Source organism: Stenotrophomonas sp. CASM114, from assembly GCF_049384325.1.
Classification (GTDB): domain Bacteria; phylum Pseudomonadota; class Gammaproteobacteria; order Xanthomonadales; family Xanthomonadaceae; genus Stenotrophomonas; species Stenotrophomonas muris.
In genome coordinates this window covers 163,180-187,355 of sequence record NZ_JBMRGJ010000002.1, presented here as the reverse complement: position 1 = coordinate 187,355, position 24,176 = coordinate 163,180, and the positions used below count along the sequence as shown (strand labels likewise).

At 67.0% G+C, this 24,176-nt stretch carries 15 protein-coding genes, 6 tRNA genes and 1 other RNA gene; 5 read left to right on the top strand and 17 right to left on the bottom strand.

Annotated elements, in window-relative coordinates:
- Positions 1-45: 45 nt before the first annotated feature.
- Positions 46-10,938, bottom strand: a complete 10,893-nt coding sequence (locus tag VG566_RS03395) for an autotransporter-associated beta strand repeat-containing protein (protein ID WP_241884064.1) — start codon at positions 10,936-10,938, stop codon at positions 46-48.
- A 359-nt stretch (positions 10,939-11,297) separates the two neighbouring features.
- The gene (locus VG566_RS03390; protein WP_005415486.1) at positions 11,298-11,615 is read right to left on the bottom strand and encodes a DMT family transporter; all 318 of its coding nucleotides are present in this window, start codon (positions 11,613-11,615) and stop codon (positions 11,298-11,300) included.
- 301 nt (positions 11,616-11,916) lie between these two features.
- On the opposite strand from VG566_RS03390, the gene ffs reads away from it, so the two are divergent.
- Positions 11,917-12,013: signal recognition particle sRNA small type (gene ffs / locus VG566_RS03385), an RNA gene on the top strand.
- 90 nt (positions 12,014-12,103) lie between these two features.
- On the opposite strand, the gene VG566_RS03380 is transcribed toward ffs, so the two are convergent.
- Genes VG566_RS03380 through VG566_RS03370 form a run of 3 tightly spaced genes read right to left on the bottom strand, consistent with a single transcriptional unit; the run spans position 12,104 to position 14,006 of the window.
- Positions 12,104-12,493, bottom strand: coding sequence for a DUF4440 domain-containing protein (locus VG566_RS03380; protein WP_049405685.1), 390 nt, complete (start codon positions 12,491-12,493; stop codon positions 12,104-12,106).
- On the bottom strand, positions 12,490-13,257 hold the full coding sequence (locus VG566_RS03375; RefSeq protein ID WP_032958196.1) for an MBL fold metallo-hydrolase: 768 nt from the start codon (positions 13,255-13,257) through the stop codon (positions 12,490-12,492). The genes VG566_RS03380 and VG566_RS03375 overlap by 4 nt, the downstream gene beginning before the upstream one ends.
- Positions 13,257-14,006: a 3-deoxy-D-manno-octulosonic acid kinase gene (locus VG566_RS03370; RefSeq protein WP_032958195.1), complete on the bottom strand. Its 750-nt coding sequence runs from the start codon at positions 14,004-14,006 to the stop codon at positions 13,257-13,259. The genes VG566_RS03375 and VG566_RS03370 overlap by 1 nt, the downstream gene beginning before the upstream one ends.
- Positions 14,007-14,026: 20 nt before the next feature.
- On the opposite strand from VG566_RS03370, the gene VG566_RS03365 reads away from it, so the two are divergent.
- Complete coding sequence (locus VG566_RS03365; RefSeq protein WP_046429133.1) at positions 14,027-15,073, top strand: glycosyltransferase family 9 protein; 1,047 nt, start codon at positions 14,027-14,029, stop codon at positions 15,071-15,073.
- A gap of 18 nt (positions 15,074-15,091) precedes the next feature.
- Here VG566_RS03365 and VG566_RS03360 read toward each other — a convergent pair whose 3' ends face one another.
- The gene (locus tag VG566_RS03360; RefSeq protein ID WP_014646159.1) at positions 15,092-15,496 is read right to left on the bottom strand and encodes a DUF6165 family protein; all 405 of its coding nucleotides are present in this window, start codon (positions 15,494-15,496) and stop codon (positions 15,092-15,094) included.
- Between the two features lie 313 nt (positions 15,497-15,809).
- Positions 15,810-15,900 (bottom strand) — tRNA-Ser (locus VG566_RS03355).
- Between the two features lie 166 nt (positions 15,901-16,066).
- On the opposite strand from VG566_RS03355, the gene VG566_RS03350 reads away from it, so the two are divergent.
- Complete coding sequence (locus VG566_RS03350) at positions 16,067-16,771, top strand: PP2C family protein-serine/threonine phosphatase (protein ID WP_014036153.1); 705 nt, start codon at positions 16,067-16,069, stop codon at positions 16,769-16,771.
- A 111-nt stretch (positions 16,772-16,882) separates the two neighbouring features.
- Here the strand turns inward: VG566_RS03350 and dnaQ are convergent, their stop codons facing one another.
- From dnaQ to VG566_RS03335, 3 genes are read right to left on the bottom strand one after another with little or no spacing between them, the layout of a single operon-like run.
- On the bottom strand, positions 16,883-17,614 hold the full coding sequence (dnaQ, locus tag VG566_RS03345; RefSeq protein ID WP_014036152.1) for a DNA polymerase III subunit epsilon: 732 nt from the start codon (positions 17,612-17,614) through the stop codon (positions 16,883-16,885).
- Positions 17,615-17,618: 4 nt separating this feature from the next.
- Positions 17,619-18,071, bottom strand: coding sequence for a ribonuclease HI (rnhA, locus tag VG566_RS03340; protein ID WP_014646157.1), 453 nt, complete (start codon positions 18,069-18,071; stop codon positions 17,619-17,621).
- Between the two features lie 12 nt (positions 18,072-18,083).
- Positions 18,084-18,728 carry a methyltransferase domain-containing protein gene (locus VG566_RS03335; protein WP_041863105.1) on the bottom strand — a complete coding sequence of 215 codons (645 nt, stop codon included), beginning with the start codon at positions 18,726-18,728 and terminating at the stop codon, positions 18,084-18,086.
- Between the two features lie 11 nt (positions 18,729-18,739).
- Between VG566_RS03335 and gloB the strand changes: the two genes are divergently transcribed.
- Complete coding sequence (gene gloB / locus VG566_RS03330; RefSeq protein ID WP_032961823.1) at positions 18,740-19,504, top strand: hydroxyacylglutathione hydrolase; 765 nt, start codon at positions 18,740-18,742, stop codon at positions 19,502-19,504.
- Entirely contained in the window at positions 19,501-20,703 is a 1,203-nt protein-coding gene (locus tag VG566_RS03325) for a lytic transglycosylase domain-containing protein (RefSeq protein WP_046429131.1), read from the top strand. The genes gloB and VG566_RS03325 overlap by 4 nt, the downstream gene beginning before the upstream one ends.
- Positions 20,704-20,884: 181 nt before the next feature.
- On the opposite strand, the gene VG566_RS03320 is transcribed toward VG566_RS03325, so the two are convergent.
- The 7 genes from VG566_RS03320 to VG566_RS03290 form a co-directional block, all read right to left on the bottom strand.
- Positions 20,885-22,840, bottom strand: a complete 1,956-nt coding sequence (locus VG566_RS03320) for a peptidyl-prolyl cis-trans isomerase (protein ID WP_164167009.1) — start codon at positions 22,838-22,840, stop codon at positions 20,885-20,887.
- Between the two features lie 181 nt (positions 22,841-23,021).
- Positions 23,022-23,098, bottom strand: a tRNA-Asp gene (locus VG566_RS03315).
- A gap of 106 nt (positions 23,099-23,204) precedes the next feature.
- Positions 23,205-23,281, bottom strand: a tRNA-Asp gene (locus VG566_RS03310).
- A gap of 87 nt (positions 23,282-23,368) precedes the next feature.
- Positions 23,369-23,445, bottom strand: a tRNA-Asp gene (locus VG566_RS03305).
- 82 nt (positions 23,446-23,527) lie between these two features.
- Positions 23,528-23,604: transfer RNA gene (locus VG566_RS03300), tRNA-Asp, on the bottom strand.
- A 26-nt stretch (positions 23,605-23,630) separates the two neighbouring features.
- A tRNA-Val gene (locus VG566_RS03295) sits at positions 23,631-23,705 on the bottom strand.
- Between the two features lie 11 nt (positions 23,706-23,716).
- Positions 23,717-23,989, bottom strand: coding sequence for an HU family DNA-binding protein (locus tag VG566_RS03290; RefSeq protein ID WP_004146343.1), 273 nt, complete (start codon positions 23,987-23,989; stop codon positions 23,717-23,719).
- Positions 23,990-24,176 lie beyond the last annotated feature (187 nt).

The following is a 24,176-nucleotide window of genomic DNA, read 5'->3' as shown; positions in this document are numbered from 1 at the left end:
CGGTAGATCCACGCAGCGCGTGGATCTACCGCTGGCCCGCCCCCCTTAGAAGCCTACCCGCAGGTTGATCTGCCCGCCGACATCGCGGCGGCCATCACCGTGCTGGCCCTGCACGAACATCGACAGCTGGCTGTTGCGACCCAGGCCGACCGCCACGCCGAGCTGGCTGACCAGCGCATTGCGTGCCATCACCGCGCTGTAGACATCGAAGGCATCGCCACCGACCGCGAAGCGGTTGCGGCTGGCCACATCGGTGTCACCCGATGCATGCTGCCAGCCCAGGCCGACGGTCAGCTGCGCCGGGAAGCGCGCGCCGCTACCCACGTCCCAGCGGCCCCGCACGCCCACCGTGCTGACGTTGAGCGTGTCCTTGCCGCCTTCCAGCACCAGTGCGGCACTGCCACCCTGCTCCAGCGCACGATCACTGTCGACCCAGTGCCGGGTGAACTGCACGTACGGCTGCAGTTGGGTCCTGCCATGGGTCCAGGTCCAGCTGCCTTCGACCTGGGCGATGGTCACGTCCGAATCCTGGCGGCTGTACAGGGTCTGGCCCAGCAGAGGCACTTCACGCGTGGTGCGCGTGCGGTAGTCACCGCGCGACACGCTGCCACCGACCGCAAAGCCGTTGTTCCACTGTCCCTGTGCATACAGGCCGAACGTGTTGCCGCGCAGGCGGGCGCGCGAACTGCGATCGTACAGGCGCGTATCCAGCCGTTCGTTGCCGGCCGCCGCACCCAGCACCACGTGTTCACCCAGCTGCCAGTCCACACCCGCCATCACCGCATTGCGGTTGGAACGGATCTCATCGCCATTGCCATCGCCATCCTGCTTGAACACCTTGCCGCTGCCGGCCAGCCAGGCCGAGGCACGCTCACCACGCACGGTCGGCAGCTCACTGCCCAGGCGTTGGCGGATGCCCTCTTCCAGATAGTTGTCGTACAGCAGCACCGCGCGGCTGGCCGCGTGCACTTCGCCGGAGAGCTGGTCGAATGCGCTGCGCGCAGTGCTGGCGTCATACAGCAGCACCGTGTTGTACAGGCCCAGCGCCGCGCCACTCTGCGGCAGGCTGTCCAGCGCCGCAGCGGTGTTGTACTGGTTGCGCGTGTTGGCCACGGTGGTGAACGCCGCCGTCTGCGCCACGTCGATCTGCAGGTTGGCGGTATTGGCGGTGTAGACCGGGGTGATGGTCAGGAAGGCCGACGGCGAGTTCGCCGAGGCGAACTGCCCGCTCACCCCACCGCCCGCATTGATCACCGTGTACTGCTGGCCCTGCTGGTAGCTGGTGCTCGGCGAGATGGTGTTCACCTTTACGGTGCTGCCACCCACGTTGGCGCTGCCGCCCACCTGTACCGTATCGCTGCCGCTGGCACCCAGATCGATGCCCAGCGTGCTGCCCGGCGACAGGGTCAGGTTGCCACCCACGGTGATCGTGCCGGTGCCATTGCCTGTGCCGCTGCCGTTGCCCGGGCCATTGCCCGGCGACAGCACGCCACCACTGGACACCGTCACGCCACCGCCGGTGCCACCGATGGTGCCGGTGCCGGACAGCGTGGTACCGCTGCCGATGGTCCACTGGCCGCCGATGGTGCCGGTGACATTCAGGCCGCCGCCGGTGACCTGGCCGGTACCGTTGAAGCCACCACTGTTGCCGCCGAGGTTCAGGCCACCGGGGCCGGCCTGCACGATGCTGCCGCCGCCGCTGATGTTGCCGCCCAGCGTGGTGGTGCCACCGGTGTTGATCACCAGGCCACCGTTGTTGGTGATGTTGCCGGTGATCGCGCCGCTGGCCCCACCGTTGCCGACCTGCACCGTGCCACCGGCGTTGATGGTGGTGCCACCGGTATAGGTGTTGTTGCCGGTCAGGATCACGATGCCGGTGCCGGCCTGGGTCAGGCCGCCGCTGCCGCTGATGGTGCCGCCGACGGTGGTGTTGCCACCCACGTTGAACACCAGGCTGCCGTTGTTGCTGACGTTGCCGGTGATCGCACCGCTCGCGCCACCGTTGCCGACCTGCAGCGTGCCGCCGGTGTTGATGGTGGTGCCGCCGGTATAGGTGTTGTTGCCGGCCAGGACCACGGTGCCGGTGCCGGCCTGGGTCAGGCCGCCGCTGCCGCTGATGGCGCCGCCGACGGTGCTGTTGCCACCCACGTTGAACACCAGGCTGCCGTTGTTGACGACACTGCCGCCGATCGCACCGGTCGCACCGCCATTGCCAACCTGCAGCGTGCCACCGGCGTTGATGGTGGTCGGGCCGGTATAGGTGTTGTTGCCGGTCAGGGTCAGCGTGCCGCTGCCGGCCTGGGTCAGGCCGCCACTGCCGCTGATGGTGCCGCCCAGCGTGGTGTTGCCGGCCACGTTGGACAGCAGCGTGCCATTGTTGGTGACATCACCGACGATCGAACCGGTCGCACCGCCATTGCCCAGCTGCAGCGTGCCACCGGCATTGATGGTGGTACCGCCGGTGTAGGTGTTGGTGCCGGTCAGCAGCAGCGTACCGCTGCCGGCCTGGGTCAGGCCGCCACTGCCACTGATGGTGCCGCCCAGCGCGGTGTTGCCGGCCACGTTGGAAATCAACGCACCATTGTTGGTGATGTCGCCGGCGATGGCGCCGGTTGTACCGCCATTGCCCACCTGCAGCGTGCCGCCGGCATTGATGGTGGTACCGCCGCTGTAGGTGTTGTTGCCGACCAGGGTCAGCACCCCGCTGCCGGCCTGGGTCAGGCCACCACTGCCACTGATCGCGCCGCCGACGGTGGTGTTGCCCGCGACGTCGAAGACCAGGCTGCCGTTGTTGGCGACATTGCCGGTGATCGCACCGGTGGCACCGCCATTGCCCACCTGCAGCGTGCCACCGGCATTGATGGTGGTACCGCCGGTATAGGTGTTGTTGCCGGTCAGGGTCAGCGTACCGGCACCGGCCTGGGTCAGGCCACCGGTGCCGCTGATGGTGCCGCCCAGCAAGGTGTTGCCGGCCACGTTGGACACCAGCGCACCGTTGTTGGTGATGTCACCGACGATCGCGCCGGTCGCACCGCCATTGCCCACCTGCAGCGTGCCGCCGGCATTGATGGTGGTACCGCCGGTGTAGGTGTTGTTGCCGGTCAGCACCAGCGTGCCACTACCGGCCTGGGTCAGGCCGCCGCTGCCACTGACCACCGCACCCACGGTTGCCGTCGTGCCCAGGTTGTAGACCAGGCTGCCATTGTTGGTGATGTCGCCCAGCACCGAGCCGGTGCTGCCGCCGTTGCCGATCTGCAGCGTGCTGCCACCATTGATGGTGGTGCCGCCGGTATAGACGTTGTCGCCGCTCAAGGTCAGCGTGCCGGTGCCGCTCTGCACCAGGCCACCAGTGCCGCTGAGCACACCGCCGAAGGTGGTGCTGCCGTTGTTGCCGCCGGTGGTCAGGGTCGCACCGCCCAGCACCACGCTGGATCCGGTCACGCCGGCCAGGCCACCGATGCTCTGGCTGCCACCGGCACTGATGTCCAACGTGCCGGCGCCGGACAGGTTCACCGTGCTGGCACCGGACAGGCTGCCACCGGCCGCCACCGCCAGCGTGCCGCTGTTGATGGTGGTGGTACCGGTGTAGGTGCTGGCGCCGCCCAGGGTGACGGTTGCCGCGCCATCTTTCAGCAGGCCGCCAGCGCCGCTGATCGGGCCATTCAAGGTCAGCGCGTTGCTGCCCGCCAGGGTCAGCGTGCCATTGGCCAGCTGCACGGTGTTGGCCAGGGTCAGCGCGCTGGTGCCGTCCAGGCTGGCGTCGCCGCCCACGGTCAGCGCGCCGGTGCCCAGCGAACCGTCGTTGCCCAGCAGCAGGCCACCGGCATTGAGGGTCACGCCACCCGTGAAGACGTTGACGCCAGTCAAGCCCTGGATGCCTGCGCCGTTCTTTACCAGGCCACCGGCCCCTCCGATGGTGCCGGCGAACGTGGTATTGCCCACGCCATTGAGGGTCAGCGTGCTGCCGCCCAGCGCAACGGTCGAACCCGCCACGCCTGCCAGCGAACCGATCGCCTGCGCACCACCCGCGCTGATGTCGAAGGTGGTACCGGCATTGGCCAGGTTCACCGCACCGGTCGCCGCCAGGCTGCCACCGGCGCCGATCGCCAGCGTGCCGGCGTTGATGGTGGTACCCCCGGTGAAGGTGTTGGTGCCGGTCAGCGTCTGGGTCCCCGAGCCTTCCTTGATCAGGCCACCCGAGCCGGCCAACGAACCACTGAACGTGCCATTGCTGGCATCACCGATCGTCAGCGTGTTGGCCCCCAGGTTCACCGTACCGTTGCCGACCAGTGTGCCGAACTGCTGCGTGCCGCTGCCCGCCGACAGATCGAAGGTCGCACCCGAGGCCAGGTTGACGATGCCACTGGCGTGCAGGCTCGCGCCAGCACCCAGTGCCAATGTACCGGCGTTGATGTTGGTGCCACCGGTGTAGGTGTTGGTGCCGTTCAGGGTCAGCGTTGCGGCTCCCTCCTTGGTCAGGCTGCCGGTGCCGCTCAGGTTGCCGTTGAGGGTGAGGTTGTTGCTGCCGAGGACGGTCAACGCGTTGTTGAGGGTGAAGTTGTTGGCGAGGGTGACCGCTGTGTTCGAATCGAGCGTCGCAGCGCCTGCGACCGTCACCGCACCGGTGCCCAGCGCAGCATTGTTGCCGACCACCAGGCCGCCGGCGTTGAGCGTTACGCCGCCGCTGAAGGTGCTGCCGCCGTTGAGCGTCTGCACGCCTGCGCCGTTCTTGACCAGGCCGCCGTTGCCACTGATCGCACCGCTGAAGGTGCTGTCCACGGTGCCGCCCAGGGTCAGCGTGCTGCCGCCCAGCGCCACCGTACTGCCGGCGACGCCGGCCAGCGAGCCGATGGCCTGGTTGCCCGCCGAAATGTCGAACGTGCCGGCACCGGCCAGGTTCACCGCGCCGGTCGCGGCGAGGCTGCCACCCGCGCCGATCGCCAGCGTGCCGTTGTTGATGGTGGTACCACCGGTGTAGGTGTTGGCACCGCTCAGGGTCACGGTGGCCGCACCGTCCTTGACCAGGCCGCCGGTACCGGAAATCACACCGCCCAGTGTCAGCGCCTGGCTGCCAAGCAGGTCGAGGTTCGCGCCCGCTGCGAGCCCGATGTTGTTGGCCAGGTTGACGCCTGTCGATGCATCCAGCGTCGCGTTGCCGCCCACTGCCAGCACACCGCTGCCGAGCGCAGCGTTGTTGCCGACCACCAGGCCACCACCGTTGAGTGCGACGCCACCACTGAACAGATTGGCGCCTCCCAGTGTGAGGACGCCGGCGCCATTCTTGACCAGGCCACCGGTGCCGGAAATCGCGCCATCGAAGAGGCTGTTGCCCACACCACCGAGTGTCAGCGTCTGTGCACCCAGGCTCACCGTCGAGCCCGCCACGCCGTTCAACGAGCCGATGGTCTGGGTGGCCCCTGCGGTGGAGATATCGAAGCCGGTGCCTGCAGCGCTCAGCGTCACCGCGCCGGTGGCTGCAAGGCTGCCGCCCGGACCAATCGCCAGCGTACCGGCAGTGATGAAGGTGCCGCCGGTGTAGGTGTTGGCACCGGTCAGCGTCTCGATGCCCGTACCGACCTTGGTCAGGCCACCCGTGCCTGCGATCGAGCCACTGAAGGTGCCATTGGTGGCGCCGCCGACTTCGATCGAGTTGGCGCCGAGGTTCACCGTACCGTTGCCGACCAGGGTTCCGAACACCTGCGTGCCGCTGCCGGCAGACAGATCCAGCGTGGCACCTGTGGCGAGGTTCACGGTACCGCTCGCCGCCAGGCTGGCACCGGCCCCCAGCGCCAGCGTGCCGGCGTTGATGTTGGTGCCACCGGTATAGGTGTTGATGCCATTCAAGGTCAGCGTCGCGCTGCCGTTCTTGGTCAGGCTGCCGGCACCGGAAAGGACGCCGTTGAGCGTCAGTGCGTTGGTCCCGAGCACGGTCAGCCCGGCGTTGAGCGCGATGTTGTTGGCCAGCGTTGCCAGGCCGGTGGTATCCAGCGTGGCAGCACCGCCGACCGTCAATGCACCGGTGCCCAGCGCCGCGTCATTGCCGAGTACCAGCCCGCCTGCATTGAGGGTCACGCCGCCGCCAAAGGTGTTGGCACCGGACAGCGTCTGCACGCCCGCGCCCACCTTGATCAGCCCCCCGCCGCCACTGATCACGCCGTCGAACGCGGCGTTGCCGGCCGTACCGAACGTCAATGAGTTTCCGCCCAGCGCCAGCGTGCTGCCGCCCAGACCATTGAGTGCGCCGATGGTCTGGCTGCTGCCGGCACCGGAGATATCGAAGCCGGCGCCCGCCCCCAACGTGACGTCACCCGCCGCGGCCAGGCTGCCGCCCGTGCCCAGCGCCAGCGTGCCGGCATTGATGGTGGTACCGCCGGTGTAGGTGTTGGCACCGGACAGCGTCAGCGTGGTAGCGCCGTTCTTGATCAGGCTGCCATTGCCGCCGACCACGCCCGACAGCGTCAGCGCATTGCTGCCCGGCACCGTCAGTGCAACGCCCGAGCCCAGCGTGACCGCATTGCCGAGCGTCACTGCCGCGCCCGCATCCAGCGTGGTGCTGGTATTCACCGCCAGCGCGCCGGTACCAAGCGCACCATCCGCACCGACGACCAGGCCACCACCGTTCAGGGTCAGGCCGCCAGCGAAGGTGTTGGTGTTGTTGAGGGTCAGCAGGCCCGTACCGTTCTTGACCAGGCTGCCATTGCCGGCCACCACGCCACCGAGCGTGACATCGTTGCTGCCGCTCAGCGTCAGCTGCGTGCCCGCACCGAAGTTCACTGCATTGGCCAGGTTCAACGCCACCGTGCTGTCCAGCGTGGTGGTGCCACCGATGCCCAGCGCACCGGTGCCGAGCGCGCTGGCATTGCCGAGGATCAGGCCACCCGCGTTGAGTGCAACACCGCCACTGAAGGTGTTGGCACCGGACAGCGTCTGCACGCCGGTACCCGTCTTGACCAGGCCGCCAGTGCCACCGATCACGCCGGCAAAGCTGCCGTTGCCGGCGCCGCCAAAGGTCAGCGACTGCGCGCCCAGCGCCAGCTGGCTGCCTGCGACGCCGTTGAGTGCGCCAATGGTCTGCGCGGCACCGGCTGCGGAGATGTCCAGCGTCGCACCGGCACCGGCAAGATCCACCGCACCGGCCGCGGCAAGGCTGCCACCGGCCCCCAGCGCCAGCGTGCCGGCGTTGACGGTGGTGCCACCCCCGAACGTGTTGGCGCCAGACAGCGTGAGGCGCGCCGCGCCATCCTTGATCAGCCCGCCGGCGCCGAACACCGGACCGGTCAGCGTCAGGTCATTGCTGCCCAGCACGGTGAGGTTGGCGCCGGCGGCGAGGCCGAGGGTGTTGCCCACGGAAAGCGCCGCAGTGGCATCCAGCGAAGCGTTGCCGCCCACATCCAGCTGGCCGGTACCCAGCGCCTGTGCGTTGCCAAGCTGCAGTACGCCCGCGTTGAGCCCGACGCCCCCGCTGAACGTATTGGCGCCGTTCAACGCCAGTGTCGCCGCACCGTTCTTGACCAGCCCGCCGGTGCCGCTGATGACGCCCCCCAGCGACACGTTCTGGCTGCCCAGCAGATCCAGCACCGCACCGGCGCCGAGGTTGACGCTGTTGGCCAGGTCCAGCGCCACCGAACTGTCCAGCGTGGTATTGGCCCCCACCGACAATGCACCGGTGCCCAGCGCGCCGGCATTGCCCAGCAGCAGGCCGCCGCCGTTGACGGTCAGCCCGCCACCGAAGCTGTTGGCGCCATTGAGGGTCAAGGTGGTGGCACCGTTCTTCACCAGCCTGCCCGCACCGGACACCACCCCACCCAGCGTGATCGACTGCGAACCCGGCAGCGACAACGCGGCGCCTGCACCCAGTGCCACGTTGTTGCCCAGGTTCAGCGGCGCACTGCCGTCGAGCGAGACGTTGCCACCGATGCCCAGCGTCCCCGTGCCGAGTGCGCCGCTGTTGCCCAGCAGCAGGGCGCCAGCGTTTGCGTTCAGTCCACCACTGAAGGTGTTGGTACCGTTCAAGGTCAGTGTCGCCGCGCCGTTCTTGACCAGGCTGCCGGTGCCCGTGATGTTGCCGGCCAGGGCCAGGTTCTGGCTGCCCGGCAGGGTCAGGGCCGCGCCGAGGTTGATCGCATTGCCCAGGTTCAACGCTGCCGTGGTATCCAGCGAACCGTTGCCGCTGACCGTCAACGCCCCGCTGCCGATCGCACTGCTGTCGCCCAGCAGCAGGCCGCCCGCCGTCAGATTCACGCCGCCACTGAAGGTGTTGGCGCCGCTCAGCGTCTGGATGCCCGTGCCCTGCTTGACCAGGCCGCCGGTACCACCGATCACGCCCGCGAACGTCTGGTTGGTGGCATCACCGAAGGTGAGCGTGCTGCTGCCCAGCGTCACCGTGCTGCCGGCAATACCGGACAGCGCGCCGATGGTCTGGTTGCCGCCGAGCGAGATGTCCAGGTCCGCGCCAACGCCGGCCAGGTTGACCGCACCGCCGGCGGCCAGGCTTCCGCCGCTGCCCACCGCAACCTTGCCGGCATTGATCGCCAGGCCGCCGGTGAAGGTATTTGCGCCACCCAGCGTAAGCGTGGCGGCACCGTTCTTGACCAGGCTGCCGGTGCCACCGATGGCGCCGCCCAGCGTCAATGCGTTCGAGCCCAGCACATTGAGCGAGCCACCCGCGCCCAGCGTGATGCCATTGCCGACCCCAAGCGCCGCGCTGGTGTCGAGCGACACCACGCCACCAACATTCAGCGCACCGGTTCCCAGTGCTCCAGCGTTGCCCAGCACCAGGCTGCCGGCATTGAACGCCACGCCGCCGCCGAAGGTGTTGGCGCCATTGAGCGTCAGCGACGACGCACCGCTCTTGACCAGGCCACCGGCGCCACCGATCACGCCGTTGAACGTCAACGCCTGGTTGCCGAGCAGATTGAGGCTGGCACCCGAACCGAGGTTGACCGCGTTGGCCAGTGCAAGCGCCCCCGTGGTTCCATCGAGCGTCACGTTGCCGCCGACACTGAGCGCACCGCTGCCCAGCGCAGCAGCATTGCCCAGCAGCAGGCCACCGCCGTTGAGTGCCACGCCGCCACTGAGGTTGTTCACGCCCGACAAGGTCTGCACGCCGGTGCCCAGCTTGACCAGGCCACCCGTGCCTGCGGCGAACGTACCGCTGTAGGTGGTATCGCCCAGCCCCGCGAGGGTGAGCGTGTGGCTGCCCAGGTTAACCGAACCGCCGAGGCCCGCCAGCGAACCGATGGTCTGGTTGGCGGCCGCCGACAGGTCCAGGGTGGTACCGACGCCGACCGTGATCGCGCCGGTGGGTGACAGGCTGCCGCCCGCGCCCAGCGCCAACGCGCCTCCGGCCAGGTTGAAACTGCCGGTCAGCGCATTGGCGCCGTTCAAGGTGAGGGTGCCGGCGCCGCTCTTGGTCAGGTTGCCGGCACCGGAGATCGAACCGTTCAATGACAACGCATTGCTGCCGAGCAGGTTCAGCGAGCCCCCGCCATTGATCACCAGATTGTTGCCCAGGGTGAAGCCCGCCGTCGTATCCAGTGAAGCGCTGCCACCCACGGTCAGGTTGCCGCTGCCCAGTGCACCGGCATTGCCCAGCACCAGGCCGCCGGCATTGAGGTTGACGCCGCCGGAGAACAGGTTTGCGCCGCCGAGAGTAACGATGCCGGTGTTGTTGACCGTCAGCCCGCCAGTACCGGACAGCAAGCCCCCCAGGCTGAACGCATTGGTCCCTGCCAGGGACAGATTTCCACCAAGGCTGAAAGGGTTGGCCAGGTTCAGACCGGCCGTGGCGGAGGCGATGGCACCGCCGTTGGCGGTGAACAGCCCTGTGCCGAAGGAACCGGCATTGTTGAAATTGACCAGGCCATCATTGAGCGTAGTCGTACCTGCACCCGCCCACGCACCCTGCAGGTTCCAGGTGCCGCTGTTGACGGTGAGCTTCTGGAAGTTGAGGTACTGGTTCCAGCCCAGCGTGGTCACCGCTCCGCCGGTGCCGGACCCCGGACCGCTGACGACGTTCTGCAACACCAGCGTGTTGTTGGCCGCACCACTGCCGGTACCGGCGTCGACCGATCCCGCAGCCGCAACCTTTACCCCGGTGACACCGGTAATCACGCCGGCAAGAGCGCTGCCGCCGCCGCTCACAACGCTGGAACCCGACACTGCGGTGAAGGTGTTGCCACCGGTTGAATCACCCAGGTGAACGCTGCCACTGACCGCCCCCGCATTGAGGAACGTGTTACCGCCAGAAGCACCCAGGCCGACGCGTCCGTCGATGGTGCCTGTGTTGGTCACATTGGCGGCTGCACCACCATAGGTCACTACCGTGGTCGCGTCGGAAACGCTGCCTGCACCGATCAGCGACGTGCTGATCAGGCCGGCGTTGTTGATGGTGGTGGTGCCGTTGACATTCTGTGCCACCAGCGCCTGTCCACCGAAGCCCAGCAGCGTTGCGATGTTGACGACACCCTTGATCTGTCCGCTGGCGTTGTTGTTGACGACGATCGCGCTGTTGTTGGCAGAACCATTGCCGATGACCAGGCCGGGCGAGGCGAGGATGATCGAGCTCGGATCGATCGTGCCATTGTTGTTGACCGTCACGTTGTCGCCGGTCAGCGTTGCTGCGTTGCCGCCGCCTACGATCGGCGGCGTACGCAGCAATGCACCCGCGTCGATGTTCAGCGTGAGGCCGTTGGTCGCGTTGGAGTAGTTGTTGATGCTGGTGGTGCTGTCGCAGTTTACGGTTGTGGTGCCGGTGCACGCTGCGAATGCCGATCCGCTGGCCAGTGTGGCGGCCAAAGCCGCCGCCAGCTGGTGCGCCCGCAATCGCGGCACCCGCCCTGCGCTGACCGCGCTTCCGCCGGGGTTCTGGGCGACCTCCGAAGCAACCTGCATTACCCCAAGGGCACGATTGAAAACCAGACGGTAAATGCGGTTCATCGGTAAATCTCCATGAAAAGACCGGATGGCACAGCTGGCAGGTTTTTTGGAGACAATGCGGCCCACCCCGGCTCCCCGAACGGGAACAAGGCCTGAAGGCATTAACTCCTGAAAATCTTCACATCTTCACGCGATCGCACCCGGGGACAGGTGCGCCAGCGCGTCCGTCAAGGCGAAAACTCCCCGATTTCGCCCGACGAATGGCGGCACTGTGCGACCGACGGTGCCAGCGGCATGTGAATCACGCGCGCTATTTTTATGACGTGCGTCAAATAACAGGGGCGGACAAAATTGTTTTGCCGAAAATGCATATTGCTGCATGTGGCGGAGAATCCATTCCCCGCCATGAGTAAATAAATTCAGCTGCTGGAGAGTTTCATCAGCACCAGGCCGGAAACGATCAACACCGCCGCACCGATCCGCATCGGGCTGACCTGCTCGCCCAGGAACACAATGCCAACCACGAACGCCCCGACCGCGCCGATGCCGGTCCAGATCGTATAGGCGGTTCCCAGCGGCAGGCTGCGCATGGCCACCGCCAGCAACCAGAAGCTGGCGATCATGCCGATGATGGTGACCACGGTGGGGGTGAGCCGGGTGAAGCCTTCGGACTGCTTCATGGACACGGCCCAGACGATTTCCAGCAGGCCGGCAAACAACAGATAGATCCAGGCCATGACGGCCCTCCTCTTGGTAGGGCCAGGCCGTCCTGGTCATTGGTTCCCGATGTGGGGGAGGTCGTTCCTCCTGGCCGGCATTCTAGCAACGGGGGTGGGTACCGGCCGCCGCCGCCGGGAGCGGGTTACAGCCGATTCAGTGCATGAAGCTGGCGTCGATGGGCCTGCCTGCGCTAGAATGCGCGTCTGCCATCGGCCAGCCCGATGTGCAGTCCGGCTGTGGTCTCCGGCGCGCCGCGCGCTGTTTCCCCTGATCCGTGAACTGGCCGCCCATCGGGCGGCCAACGTCTCTATGGTGGCCCCGTCGGCCCCTCGCGACGCTAGGTCGAAAACCCCGCCAGGGCCGGAAGGCAGCAACGGTATCGATCGACGCGGGCGCCGAGGTCAGCCGGCGGGGCCACCGCCTTTTCCGCACTGGGGTCAGTTCCCTTTGCATGGCAAAGGGATCTGACCCCGGCTTCGCATTCTTGGCCCGGCATGGCGCCGCGCTACCCTGCCTCGGGCGTGCCCTGGTGGAACACCATGCGCCATCTGTCCCCGTGCCGGCGCCACAGCGAACTGCGCAGCACCCAGTGCTGCAGCTGCCCATCAAGGTGATGGCGGCTGCGGTAGCGCACCTGGGCCAGGTCCTGCGACAGCAGCCAGACGGCGTACTGCTCCGATTCGATCTGCACCTGGGCACGCTCCAGCGGAATCTCCACCAGCGCGGCCGCACGGTCGTAGCACTGGCCGGAGCTGCCGATCTCGCTGAAATCCTCATCCAGCAATGCGGCCAGTTGCTCGCGGTCGGCACGCACCTGCGGCGCATGCAGTGCACGCTCCAGCGCCTCCAGCCCGGCAGCCAACGCCGCACCTGCGGGCTGGCCGGTACCGCTCACGGCGGGTCCTGGGCCAGCACGTGCGGGGCGGTCGGGCTCGCCAGCGGCACGCACTGCCCCGGCTGCGCCACGCGGTGCCCACGCGCAGCCAGCGCCAGACCATCGGCCGCGCTGGCGTAGTGGTACAGCATCATCCGCGCCTGCAGTTCGGCGCTGTACTCACGCTCCAGATCGTCCACGCCGGTATGCGAGGGATTGCCGTGCAGGCCGCAATCGTGAGCGATCAGTTCGTTGTCACTGGCAAAGCGTGCCAGCATCTCCGGAATCGGCCGGGTATCGCCGCTCCAGGTCAGCGCGCCCTGCAGGCGCAGGCCATAGGCCGTCTCCGGCCAGTGGTGGCGCACCGGAAACACTTCCAGGCGCACGCCCTCGTGCCAGAACGCCTCGCCCACCACGATCAGCTGGAAGGCATCCCAGAAGTTCGCACCGCCCTCGGCCAGCACGTTCGGGTAATCCCCGATGCGCTTGTGCAGCAGCGGCACCACCGTGGCGGGCACGTACAGGCGCACCTTGCCGCGCCGGTGCGCATTGAAGAAGGTATCCACGAACAGGCGCTCGAAGCCGGCCACGTGGTCCAGGTGCACATGGGTGACGAACAGCGCCTGCGGCATCTGCCCGTAGTGCGCCTTGAACGCGGTCAGGCCTTCGCCACCACAATCGATGGTCAGCCATGGGCGCCCCTCCCGTTCAATCACCGACATCGGCGACCCCAGCTCGACCGCCGACGCATTGCCGACGCCGAGGAAACGCAGCGACCAGTCCATCAGGTGCCCCGGTTCCAGGCCATGTCATAGGCACGGCGCAGCCGCGCGTAGTCCTTCTGCACGTCTTCCACGCTGCGCTCGCCGCGCAGCTTGATCAGCGAGCGCAGCAGGCGCTTGAGGTTGCGCTCGCGCCAGGCGGTCGCCGGGATGCGGATCACGCCGCGGTCGAAATCGATCAGCCAGCCATGGCCGCTGCCATCGAACAGGATGTTGTGCGCGTTGAGATCGGCATGGTCCAGGCCGGCACGATGGAAACGGGCAATCAGGCGCCCGGTCTCCTCCCAGGGTGCCCCCCGGCCGGCCACCAGTGCGCGGTCGGCCAGCGAGCGCACGCCCTCGATTCGCTCCATCAGGATCGCCGCCCGGTAGCGCAGGCCCTCGCGCATGTAGAACGCGGCGATCGGCCGTGGCACCGGCAGCTTTTTCTCGCGCAGGGCGCGCATCAGGCGGAATTCGGCGAAGCTGCGGGTCCGGTCCGAGCCGCGCCAGAGGTACTGGTCATGGCTTATACGGGCCGCCATGCCGCCGCGCAGGTAGTGGCGCAGCACGCTGGCACCGAACGGCGCATCGACGAACCAGGCGCTGCCGCGGCCGCCCTCGCCCACCGGCCGGGCCCTGCTGCCCCAGTGCTGGGGCGAGAACAGGCCGATCTCGGCTTGCCGCAGCCGCTCGCGGTCGAACAGAATGGCCCCGATGCCGCGACCCTCGCGGCATGGCGTCAGCGCTTCATTGGCGTCGAATGCGACCATTTCATTGAGTCTAACAACACATGGCATCAGCGTCCTCCTCCTTGTGCCTCCTGCGCCTGTCCGCACTTGGCGATGTCACCCACGTGGTGCCCCTGGTGCGTACCCTGCAGGCCGCGCGCCCGGACACGCCGATCCACTGGATCATCGACAAGGTCGGCCACAAGCTGCTCGACGGCCTGCCCGGCGTCACCTTCCATGCCTACGACAAGAAGAGCGGCATGGCCGGGGTCAAGGAACTGCGCAGGCAGCTGCCGCCGGGGCGCTTCGAAGCGCTGCTGCAGATGCAGGTCGCGTTCCGCGCCAACCTGCTGTCGGCCTTCATTCCGGCCGAGCGCCGCATCGGCTACGACCGCAGCCGCTCGAAGGACCTGCATGGGCTTTTCATCAACGAACGCATTCCCGACCGTCCGGGCATCCATGTGCTCGATGCCATCGGCAGCTTCTGCGAACCGCTGGGCCTGCGCCAGACCGAGGTCAGCTGGGACCTGGCCGTGCCGCAGTCGGCATATGAGTGGGCCGCCGCGCAGTGGCACGACGATGGTCGCCCGGTGCTGATGATCTCGCCGTGCTCCAGCCACGTGCGCCGCAACTGGTACGCCGACCGCTACGCCGCCGTGGCCAACCACGCGGTCACGCGCGGCTGGCAGGTGGTGCTGTGCGGCGGCCGCAGCGAACTTGAGCGCAGCATGGCCGACGCCATCCAGGCACAGCTGCACACGCCGGCGCTGGACCTGGTAGGCAAGGACACGCTGAAGCAGCTGCCCGCCCTGCTGGCCCGCGCCAACCTGGTGATGACGCCCGATTCCGGCCCGATGCACATCGCCAACGCGATGGGCGCCAAGGTGCTGGGCCTGCATGCGGCCAGCAATCCGAACCGCAGCGGCCCGTACTCGGATCGTCGCTATTGCGTGGACCGCTACGACGATGCGGCACGCAAGTACCTCGCCAAGCAGGCCACCGATCTGAAGTGGGGCACCAAGATCGAGTTCGACGATGTGATGGAACTGATCACCGTGGAAGACGGTATCGCTGCCTTCGAACGCTACGTCGCCGACCACCTGGGGTGAGCGGCAGGCCGCCCGGGATTACACGCGCTGCGCGTAATCCTGATAGGACTTCTCCTCCACGTACGCCGAGCCCAGTGCGAGGTTGATCGCCTTCTTGATGCGCGCGCGTTCGTCATTGCGCAGGTACACGCTGCGCGCCAGGTCGATGAAGCCCTGGTCGAACGCCTGCGCCTTCTCCTTCAGCCGGATGTCGTCCTCGATTTCCCACAGCTGCTCGTTGACCACCTTCAGCTCGGCACGCAGCCTGGCGATGTCCTTCACGGCCGCCGGGTGTGCCATCCAGGTCTGCTCCAGCGCCGACAGCTCCCTGCGCACGTTGGCCAGCTTGCCCTCGTCGCTGATGCGCTCGGACTTGATCTGCAGGATCGAAATCTTGTCCAGCAGCTCGCCGAAAGAAACGGGAACGAGGATTTCAGCGGTCATGGGGAAAAGCTCCAGCAGGTGATGCGTACATGGTAACCCGCAGCGTCCGCACGGATATCCCCGGTAGATCCACGCCATGCGTGGATGAGCCTGCCAGCAGGAACAGCATCCACGCACCGCGCGGATCTCCCGTGATGCATCTGGAGGACCAAGCCCCTCTGTTGAGGGGCTGCCCCGACAGGGGCGGGGAGAGGCCGGCAAAGGGAGGGGCCCACACGTTGCACAGCAACGTGTGGGGCGACACGCAGAGCGCGTCGCGTCCCGCGCCAGATAAAGAAAAAGGGCTGCCTTTCGGCAGCCCTTTTTCTTTATCTGGCGGAGAGGGGGGGATTCGAACCCCCGAGGCGCTATAAACGCCTGCCTGATTTCGAGTCAGGTACATTCAACCACTCTGCCACCTCTCCGGGTGGTCCCCGGCGGACCGGGGACGCGCATCATACGAGGAAGTCAGGCCGACGACAAGTCATTCCGGTCAATGAAGTGAAAATTTCCTGGATGCATGCCTTGCCGGATGCCCGCAGCCCCCCGATGATGCCTGTCTCCCCAGCAATACCCCGCCCCCTGCACACCATGATCGAATTCGGACACCTCACCCACCCCGGCCTGCGCCGCGAGCTCAACGAAGACACCTACTACGGTGACAGCGAGCTGGCCCTGTGGCTGGTGGCCGATGGCATGGGCGGCCACGCCTGCGGCGAGGTGGCCAGCGCGCTGGCGCGCGAAACCATCGTGCGCGAGATCCGCCGTGGCGCGCCGCTGGCCCAGGCCATCCGCACCGCCGACGAAGAGATCATCCGCGCCTCGCGGCGGCGCAACGACACCCTGCCGATGGGTACCACCGTGGTCGCCGCACGCGTGCAGGGCAATCGCTATGAAGTGGCATGGGTCGGCGACAGCCGTGCCTACCTCTGGCGTGACGGCCAGCTGGCACAGCTCAGCCAGGATCACAGCGTGGTGCAGGAACTGGTCGCGCAGGGCAACCTGACGGCCGAACAGGCACGCGCGCATCCACATCGCAACGTGGTCACCCAGGCGCTGGGCGTCACCGATCCGGCACATCTGAACGTGGCCACCACCAGCGGCGAGCTGCGCCCCGGCATGCAGCTGCTGCTGTGCAGTGACGGCCTGACCGAGGAAGTGGACGACCGCGGCATCGCCCGCACCCTCGCCTTCGAGGATGCAAGCGCACAGGAATGCGTGGACACGCTGGTCGCCGCCGCGCTCGACGGCGGTGGCCGCGACAACATCAGCGTGATCCTGGTGCGCTGCCATTAACCCGTAGATCCACGCCATGCGTGGAGGCGGTAGTGCCGGCCGCTGGCCGGCTCACCGGGAAACGTGTTCACGCAGATGCCGGCCAGCGGCCGGCACTACCTCTTCCAGGCATTACGCGCTGGCGGGCTCTTCCACCTTCGGCCCATCCCACAGTGCGTGGCCGGCCTTCTTGCGCAGCCGCTCCAGCCGCGCGGCATGCGCTTCCAGCTCCGACGGCGTGGCCACTACGCGCGGGCGCGGCAGCAACTTGCTGGTATCGAAGGCCTGCAGCGCCGCACCGGCGCCACCGCCATCGTCATCCCCCAGGCCGAATCCGATCTCTTCCTGCCCCGAGGTCAGCGCGATGTAGACGTCGCCCAGGATCTGCGCATCGAGCAGGCCGCCATGCAGCGCACGGTGCGAGTTGTCCACGCCCAGCCGCTTGCACAGCGCATCCAGCGAATTGCGCTGGCCCGGGAAGCGCTCGCGCGCCATCACCAGGGTATCGATCACCGTGCAGCGATCGGTGATCTTCCCGTACTGCGGGCCCAGCAGCGACAGCTCGTTGTCGAGGAAGCCCAGGTCGAACGCCGCGTTGTGGATGATCAGCTCGGCGCCATCGATGAAGGCCAGGAACTCATCGGCGATCTGCGCGAAGTCCGGCTTGTCAGCCAGGAACTCCAGGGTCAGGCCAGTGACTTCCTGCGCGCCCTGTTCGAACTCGCAGTCCGGCTTGATGTACTGGTGGTAGTTGTTGCCGGTCGGGCGGCGCTTGAACAGCTCCACGCAGCCGATTTCGACGATGCGGTTGCCCTTCTTCCATTCCAGGCCGGTGGTTTCGGTATCGAGGATGATCTGACGCATGGGCTCAGTTTACCGGGCTGGCGTCGCGGATCTGGATGGCCGCGTTGCGCGCCAGCGTATCCACCCGCTCGTTGTCCGGGTCACCGGAGTGGCCCTTTACCCAGCGCCAGTCGATCTGGTGCCGCAGCGTCGCGGCATGCAGGCGCTCCCACAGCTCGCGGTTCTTCACCGGGTCGCCGCCGGCGGTCTTCCAGTTCTTGCGGATCCAGCCGGGCAGCCACTGCGTCAGGCCCTGCCGCACGTACTGCGAATCGGTATAGAGCACGATGTTGCAGGGCTCGGTGAGCGTCTCCAACCCGGAAATGGCCGCCATCAGCTCCATCCGGTTGTTGGTGGTGTGCGCTTCGCCGCCGCTCAGTTCACGCTCGTGGCCCTTGTAGCGCAGCAGCGCAGCCCAGCCGCCGGGGCCGGGATTGCCAAGGCAGGAACCGTCGGTGTGGATTTCGATGGTTTTCAATACAACTCCAGATCAGGTGGCAACGGTGCCGAGCCAACGCACCGGCAACGGTTTCGGCCCGGGCAGGGCCAGCGTGCGCTTTTCAGCATGGAACAGGCAGGCCGCGCGCAGCGGCGCCCAACCGCCCGTGCGGCGACTGCCTGCACCGCGCCAGAGCGGGCCGAGGTAACGCATATCGTCGCACTCCAGCCCGTGGCGGCCGAGCAGCAGGCGGATCCGCTGTGGCGTGCGCACCACCAGTCCGTGCTGGCGCCAATGCGTGCGGTAAGGGCTGAACGGGTTGAGGCTGCTCAGCCACAGGTGGCCGCCCGGCATCAGCACGCGCTCGCACTCGTCCAGCAGTCGCTCCGCATCGCCCGCGGTCACATGCTGCAGCACGACCGCGTTGACGCTCTCGCTGGCCAGCGGCAGCGGCAGCGCACAGCGGGTGTCGCCGGCATAGCCCTGGCCCTGCCGGAACAGCCGCAGCCCGCGCCCGCCCAGCTGCGCATCCTCCAGCCAGGCCGCACTCGGTGCGATCCACAGCCAGGGCTGCGTCGGCAGGACGGACAGCTGCGGCAGCAGCAACTGCCGCTCCAGCACGCGCAAGGAGCCCGCCGGTTCAGTGTCGAACCACGGGGCCTGGCTCGCTTGACGGGTGCTCTGCAGCGCGGGCATGGTCCAATTCTATGCGACTGACTGCCCTGCCCGCATTTGCGGACAACTACATCTGGACGTTGATCGACGACGCTGGCGCCGCCGTGGTCGTCGATCCCGGCGATGCCGCGCCGGTGCTTGCGCTGGCCGATCAGGGCCTGCGCGTGGACACGATCCTGCTCACCCATCACCACGATGACCACATCGGTGGCGTGCCCGCGTTGCAGGCACGTTTTCCCGGTGTACGGGTCATCGCGCCCGTCGAGGAGCGCATCCCTGCAGCGACCGAGCGGGTCGGTGAAGGTGAACGCGTTCAGGCACTAGGCCGGACGTTCCACGTACTATCCGTGCCCGGGCATACCCGCAGCCACATCGCGTTTCACACTGCTGAACATCTTTTCAGCGGAGATTCGTTGTTCAGCCTGGGCTGTGGACGCCTGTTCGAAGGTACGCCGTCCCAGCTGCTGGCATCGATGCGCAAGCTGGGTACCTTGCCCGCGCAACTGCTGCTTTGTTGCGCCCACGAGTACACCGTGTCAAATGCCGTCTTCGCGCGGCATGTCGACCCCGCCAACGCTGCCCTGTGGCAGCGCCAAGAGGAGGCTTTGGCCATGCGCCGCGATGACCGTTCCACCCTGCCGGTAACCCTGGCCAACGAATTCGACTGCAATCCGTTCCTGCGTGTGCACACGGCGCCGATCCGCGCGGCAGTGGCGGCGCACCTGGGCCGCGACGTCGTTGACGACGTCGACGTCATGGCCGGTCTCCGGCACTGGAAAGACGGCTTCCGCGCATGATGCGCCGAAGTCTGCCGCTGGCCCTGGGCCTGGTCCTGGGGCTGGCCGGAACCGCCGGTGCCCAGTCGCTGGGCGCGGGCATCGGCCAGAACCTGGCCGCCGCGGCGGCCCTGCCGCTGGATCCGGCTGCGTTGCCGGCCGCGTCGGTCCGCAATGGCCAGGAGATCTTCTCCAGCTTCCGCGACGGCCTGGCCGAGCCCACCTGCAATGCCGAGGCCACCAGCCCGCGCTGGCAGAAGCAGTTCGCCCACGCCCCGTCGCGCCTGGCCAACCAGGATGACGATGCGCTGGTGCTGTTCGGCTACGTGGTTGAAGAGCTGCGCAAGGCCAACCTGCCTACCGAATTCGCACTGATCCCGTTCGTGGAAAGCGGCTACCGGCCCAATGCCCGCAATGGCAGCGGCCCGACCGGCCTGTGGCAGTTCATCGCCACCACCGCGCGCAACCACCGCGTGCCCATGGCCAACGGCTACGATGGCCGCCTGTCGGCGGTCGATTCCACCCAGGCCGCAGTGCGCTACCTGAAGACCCTGCACGGCATGTTCGGCGGCGACTGGCGCCTGGCCACCATGGCCTACAACGCCGGTGAGTACCGCGTGTTGCAGTCCATGCGCAAGGCCGGCATGAACGCGCAGAACGCCAAGCCGTCGGCGCTGCCCGGCCTGTCGCCGGTCACCCATGCCTACGTCGAGAAGCTGCATGCCCTGGCCTGCGTGCTGGAAGACGTGGAAGACCAGCCGGGCGTGATGGCCTCGCTGGACCGCACCGTGCCGGTGCTGAAGGACCACACCCTGCCCGCCGGCACCAGCGTCCAGCAGTGGGCCGCACAGCGCGCCCTGGACCCGGCCAGGATCGCCCGCCTCAACCCCGCCCTGGCGGGCGGTGGCCGCGCCTCGTCGGGTACCACCCGCGTGCTGGCTCCTGTCTCGGCTGCCAATGCGACGGTGGCGGACACCGCATCCGCCCTGGTCGCCAGCGCTGCGCCAGTCGCCACCGCAGCACCGACGCCGCAGGTGGCCAAGACCGTCGCCGCGATCGCTGATCGTCCGCGCAGCCGCCGCCACACCGTGCGTGATGGCGAGTCGGCCTGGACCATCGCCCGCCGCTACGGCATGCCGGTCAAGGCTCTGTTGTCGCTGAACGGCCTGAGCGGCAGCAGCGTGCTGAAGCCGGGCGCCGTGCTGCGCGTGGAAGACTGACGCGTAGGCCAGGGCCCTCCTGTAGAGCCGAGCCCATGCTCGGCTTTTTTCTTGCCTGCGACTTGTCGGGGTTCATGACCAGCCGAGCACGGGCTCGGCTCTACAATTCGATTTCCAGCAGCGCCCGCACAAAAAAAGGCCCGGCAATGCCGGGCCTTCTTCGATCTGCTCGCCGCAAGGCTTACAGGTTCGCCTCGGTGGTCTGGATCACGAACTTCTTGCGCATCGCCTCGATGTAGGCCTTGGCCGCGGCCATGCCATCGATCTGGCTCAGCTGTTCCTTCAGCTGCTTCTGCTGCTCTGCAGTCACTTCCTTGATGTCGCCCGGATTGACCTTGTTCACCGCGAACAGCAGCGCGTGGCCATTGACGTCGACCTTGCCATAGCTCGGCTTGCCTTCGGCCGGCACCGGCGCACTGAAGATCGCGCGGTTGATTTCCGGGGTCGGCACCGGCTGGCTGCGCGGCAGGCCCGGCATCGGGCTCAGCTGCAGCTTCTCGCTGGCGGCCAGCGACTGCAGGGTGGCACCCGCCTTCAGCTTGGCCAGGATGGCATCGGCCGCCTTGTCGCTGGCCTGGCGCTGGCGGTCAGCGCGGATCGCGGCGATCACCTGTTCACGAGCCTTGTCCAGCGGCAGGGCCTGTTCCGGGGTGTGCGCAGCCACGCGGATGACCACGCTGTGGTTGGTCGCGCCCCCCAGGGCGATCGGGTCACTGGCGGTGCCGTCCTGCACCAGCACGTCGGAGAACGCCGCACGCAGCACGGCCGGGTCAGCGGCAATGCCACTGGCGGTCGCGCGGGTGATCGGGCCCAGCGTCTGCAGCGGCAGGTTCACTTCCTTGGCGGCAGCGGCCAGGTCGCTCGGGCTCTTGTTGATGGCATCGACCAGGCGACCGGCCAGCTCGTTGAAGCCGCGCTCACCGTCGGCCTTCAGCTGTTCGGCGGCCAGCGTGTCACGCACTTCCTCGAACGACTTGCCCTGGCCACCGCGCACAGCGGCCACCTTGATGATGTGGTAACCGAACTCGGTCTTCACCGGGCCGATCACATCACCGGCCTTGGCCGCAAACAGCGCGTCCTCGAACGGCTTCACCATCGCACCGCGCTCGACCCAACCCAGGTCCCCGCCCTGGTCCTTGGAGCCCGGATCTTCCGAATTGGCCTTGGCCAGCGCGCCGAAATCGGCACCAGCGGCCTTGGCTTCGGCAGCGATCCTGTTCGCCTTCGCTTCTGCACCGTCACCGGTGATCAGGATGTGCGAGGCCTGGCGCTGCTCCGGCGAGGTGAACTTCGCCTTCTCGTCTTCATAGCGCTTGCGCAGGGTGGCTTCATCGGCCGCCGCCGGTGCCGGCAGGTTCGCGCCGTTGATCTCGACGTACTCCAGCGACACGCTCTCGGCCTGGCGGAAATCCTTGCCGTGGCTGTCGTACCACTGCTTGATCTGCTCATCGGTGACCGGCGCGGTATCGGCCGGTACGGGCGGCAACGCGGCCAGCTCGACGTCGCGGGTTTCGCCCAGCAGCTTCAACAGGCGCTCGGTCTCTGCCTGGGTGACGAAGCCGGAGCTCTGCAGGCCCGACGGAATCACCGACTGCTGCAGGCTCTCGCGCACCAGCTCCTGGAACTGGGTCGGCGTACGCGGCGGGTTGCCGCCGGCCAGGGCCAGGCGATAGTTGTTCTCGTTGAACTTGCCGTTCGAATCGAGGAATGCGGGCATGGTAGCGATGTACTCGCGCACCGCGCCGTCGCCGATCACCACGCCTGCCTGCTCACCGACCAGGCGCACGACCTGCTCGTCGATCAGCTGATCGAGCACGGCCATCTTGTTCTCGGTGCTCTCGAACGCGCGCGGGTCGAAGTTGTCGCCCTGCTGCTGGCGCTCACGCATGCGCTCCTGCTCGAAACGCGTGCGGAAATCCTGCGAGCTGATCTCGTGGTGCTGCCACAGCATGCGCACCGGCCACCACGACGGCGCCGAACGCCACCAGGTCGGCGGCGCGGAAACCTTGGCCACGTTCTGTGCGCCAACGCCACCGAGGTAGCTGTTGTCGATCACGAACAGGAACGGAATCATCAGCAGCCCCAGGATCACAGTGACGATCCAGCCTGAGGTCTTGTCGCGGAGTTTCTGCAGCATGGTGAGGAATCACAAGGCCTTATTGGCGAGCCCGGCAGTGTAACCCGCTTCGCCGCAGGGACCAAAAGCAGCGCCAGCGCGGCCTGCGTCCACATCGGCAGGCATGCGCCATCCGCGTGTCGGCCATTTCCACCATGGCGCAAAGAAAAAGCCCCCGGCTTGCGCCGAGGGCTTTTGAAGTTGGCGGAGCGGACGGGACTCGAACCCGCGACCTCCGGCGTGACAGGCCAGCATTCTAACCAGCTGAACTACCGCTCCGCGCTTGAACTTTGCAGGCGCCCAGTATATCCGAAGACTGCCTGGAAACCCAGCCCGATGAACACTTTTTTCAAAGTTTTTTCACAGGGACTTAAGAATTCTGCAATGGCGGAGCGGACGGGACTCGAACCCGCGACCTCCGGCGTGACAGGCCAGCATTCTAACCAGCTGAACTACCGCTCCGTTCTTGCAAAAACCTTTTCGCCTTCCTTCCGAACCTGTCGGTGAGAAGACAAGGCCCCCAGCTTCAGGCCGGGGGCCTCGATGTAATGGCGGAGCGGACGGGACTCGAACCCGCGACCTCCGGCGTGACAGGCCAGCATTCTAACCAGCTGAACTACCGCTCCGCGTTGTTACCTTTTTTGCTTTCAGCCGGCCTGGACCGGGAGAAAACAAAGCCTCCAGCTTTTGGCCGGAGGCCTCGTTGAATGGCGGAGCGGACGGGACTCGAACCCGCGACCTCCGGCGTGACAGGCCAGCATTCTAACCAGCTGAACTACCGCTCCACACTCAAACTTTTACCGCGGTGCTGTGGTGGGTGCTGAGGGTTTCGAACCCCCGACCCTCTCCGTGTAAAGGAGACGCTCTACCGCTGAGCTAAGCACCCCAGCGAGCCGCTTAGTTTACAGCATCCTTCAGGGCCTTACCAGCCTTGAACGACGGATTCTTCGAAGCAGCGATCTTGATGGTGTCGCCGGTCTTCGGGTTGCGGCCGGTGCGGGCAGCACGGTCGCGGACCTGGAAGGTACCGAAGCCAACCAGGGTGACCGCATCGCCGTCCTTCAGCGCCTTGGTGACGGCAGCAACGACGGCATCGACAGCGCGGCTGGACTCGGCCTTGGTCAGGTCTGCAGCTTCAGCAACGGCATCGATCAATTCGGTCTTGTTCATTCTCTACAACTCCTTTGGCGGTGGGTTCCGCTTATTCGACAGGGAAGCAACCGCACGCGCTCTGCATGCGGCCGCCATGTGGAAACGGTTCGCCGAATTCAGCGATCGCCAGACTGCGATCACTCATTCGCGAGTGCTGCTTTTATACCAGTGGCCCTACCCCCACGCAAGCTGGAAAGCCAGCAAC

Bases quoted from the DNA above. Each gene is read 5' to 3' on its own strand.
- VG566_RS03360 (WP_014646159.1), bottom strand. From the start codon at position 15,496: ATGACCGCTGAAATCCTCGTTCCCGTTTCTTTCGGCGAGCTGCTGGAC.
- VG566_RS03370 (WP_032958195.1), bottom strand. From the start codon at position 14,006: ATGGTCGCATTCGACGCCAATGAAGCGCTGACGCCATGCCGCGAGGGT.
- VG566_RS03375 (WP_032958196.1), bottom strand. From the start codon at position 13,257: ATGGACTGGTCGCTGCGTTTCCTCGGCGTCGGCAATGCGTCGGCGGTC.
- VG566_RS03320 (WP_164167009.1), bottom strand. From the start codon at position 22,840: ATGCTGCAGAAACTCCGCGACAAGACCTCAGGCTGGATCGTCACTGTG.
- VG566_RS03325 (WP_046429131.1), top strand. From the start codon at position 19,501: ATGATGCGCCGAAGTCTGCCGCTGGCCCTGGGCCTGGTCCTGGGGCTG.
- VG566_RS03290 (WP_004146343.1), bottom strand. From the start codon at position 23,989: ATGAACAAGACCGAATTGATCGATGCCGTTGCTGAAGCTGCAGACCTG.
- dnaQ (WP_014036152.1), bottom strand. From the start codon at position 17,614: ATGCGTCAGATCATCCTCGATACCGAAACCACCGGCCTGGAATGGAAG.
- VG566_RS03350 (WP_014036153.1), top strand. From the start codon at position 16,067: ATGATCGAATTCGGACACCTCACCCACCCCGGCCTGCGCCGCGAGCTC.
- VG566_RS03390 (WP_005415486.1), bottom strand. From the start codon at position 11,615: ATGGCCTGGATCTATCTGTTGTTTGCCGGCCTGCTGGAAATCGTCTGG.
- VG566_RS03335 (WP_041863105.1), bottom strand. From the start codon at position 18,728: ATGCCCGCGCTGCAGAGCACCCGTCAAGCGAGCCAGGCCCCGTGGTTC.
- gloB (WP_032961823.1), top strand. From the start codon at position 18,740: ATGCGACTGACTGCCCTGCCCGCATTTGCGGACAACTACATCTGGACG.
- VG566_RS03395 (WP_241884064.1), bottom strand. From the start codon at position 10,938: ATGAACCGCATTTACCGTCTGGTTTTCAATCGTGCCCTTGGGGTAATG.
- VG566_RS03365 (WP_046429133.1), top strand. From the start codon at position 14,027: ATGGCATCAGCGTCCTCCTCCTTGTGCCTCCTGCGCCTGTCCGCACTT.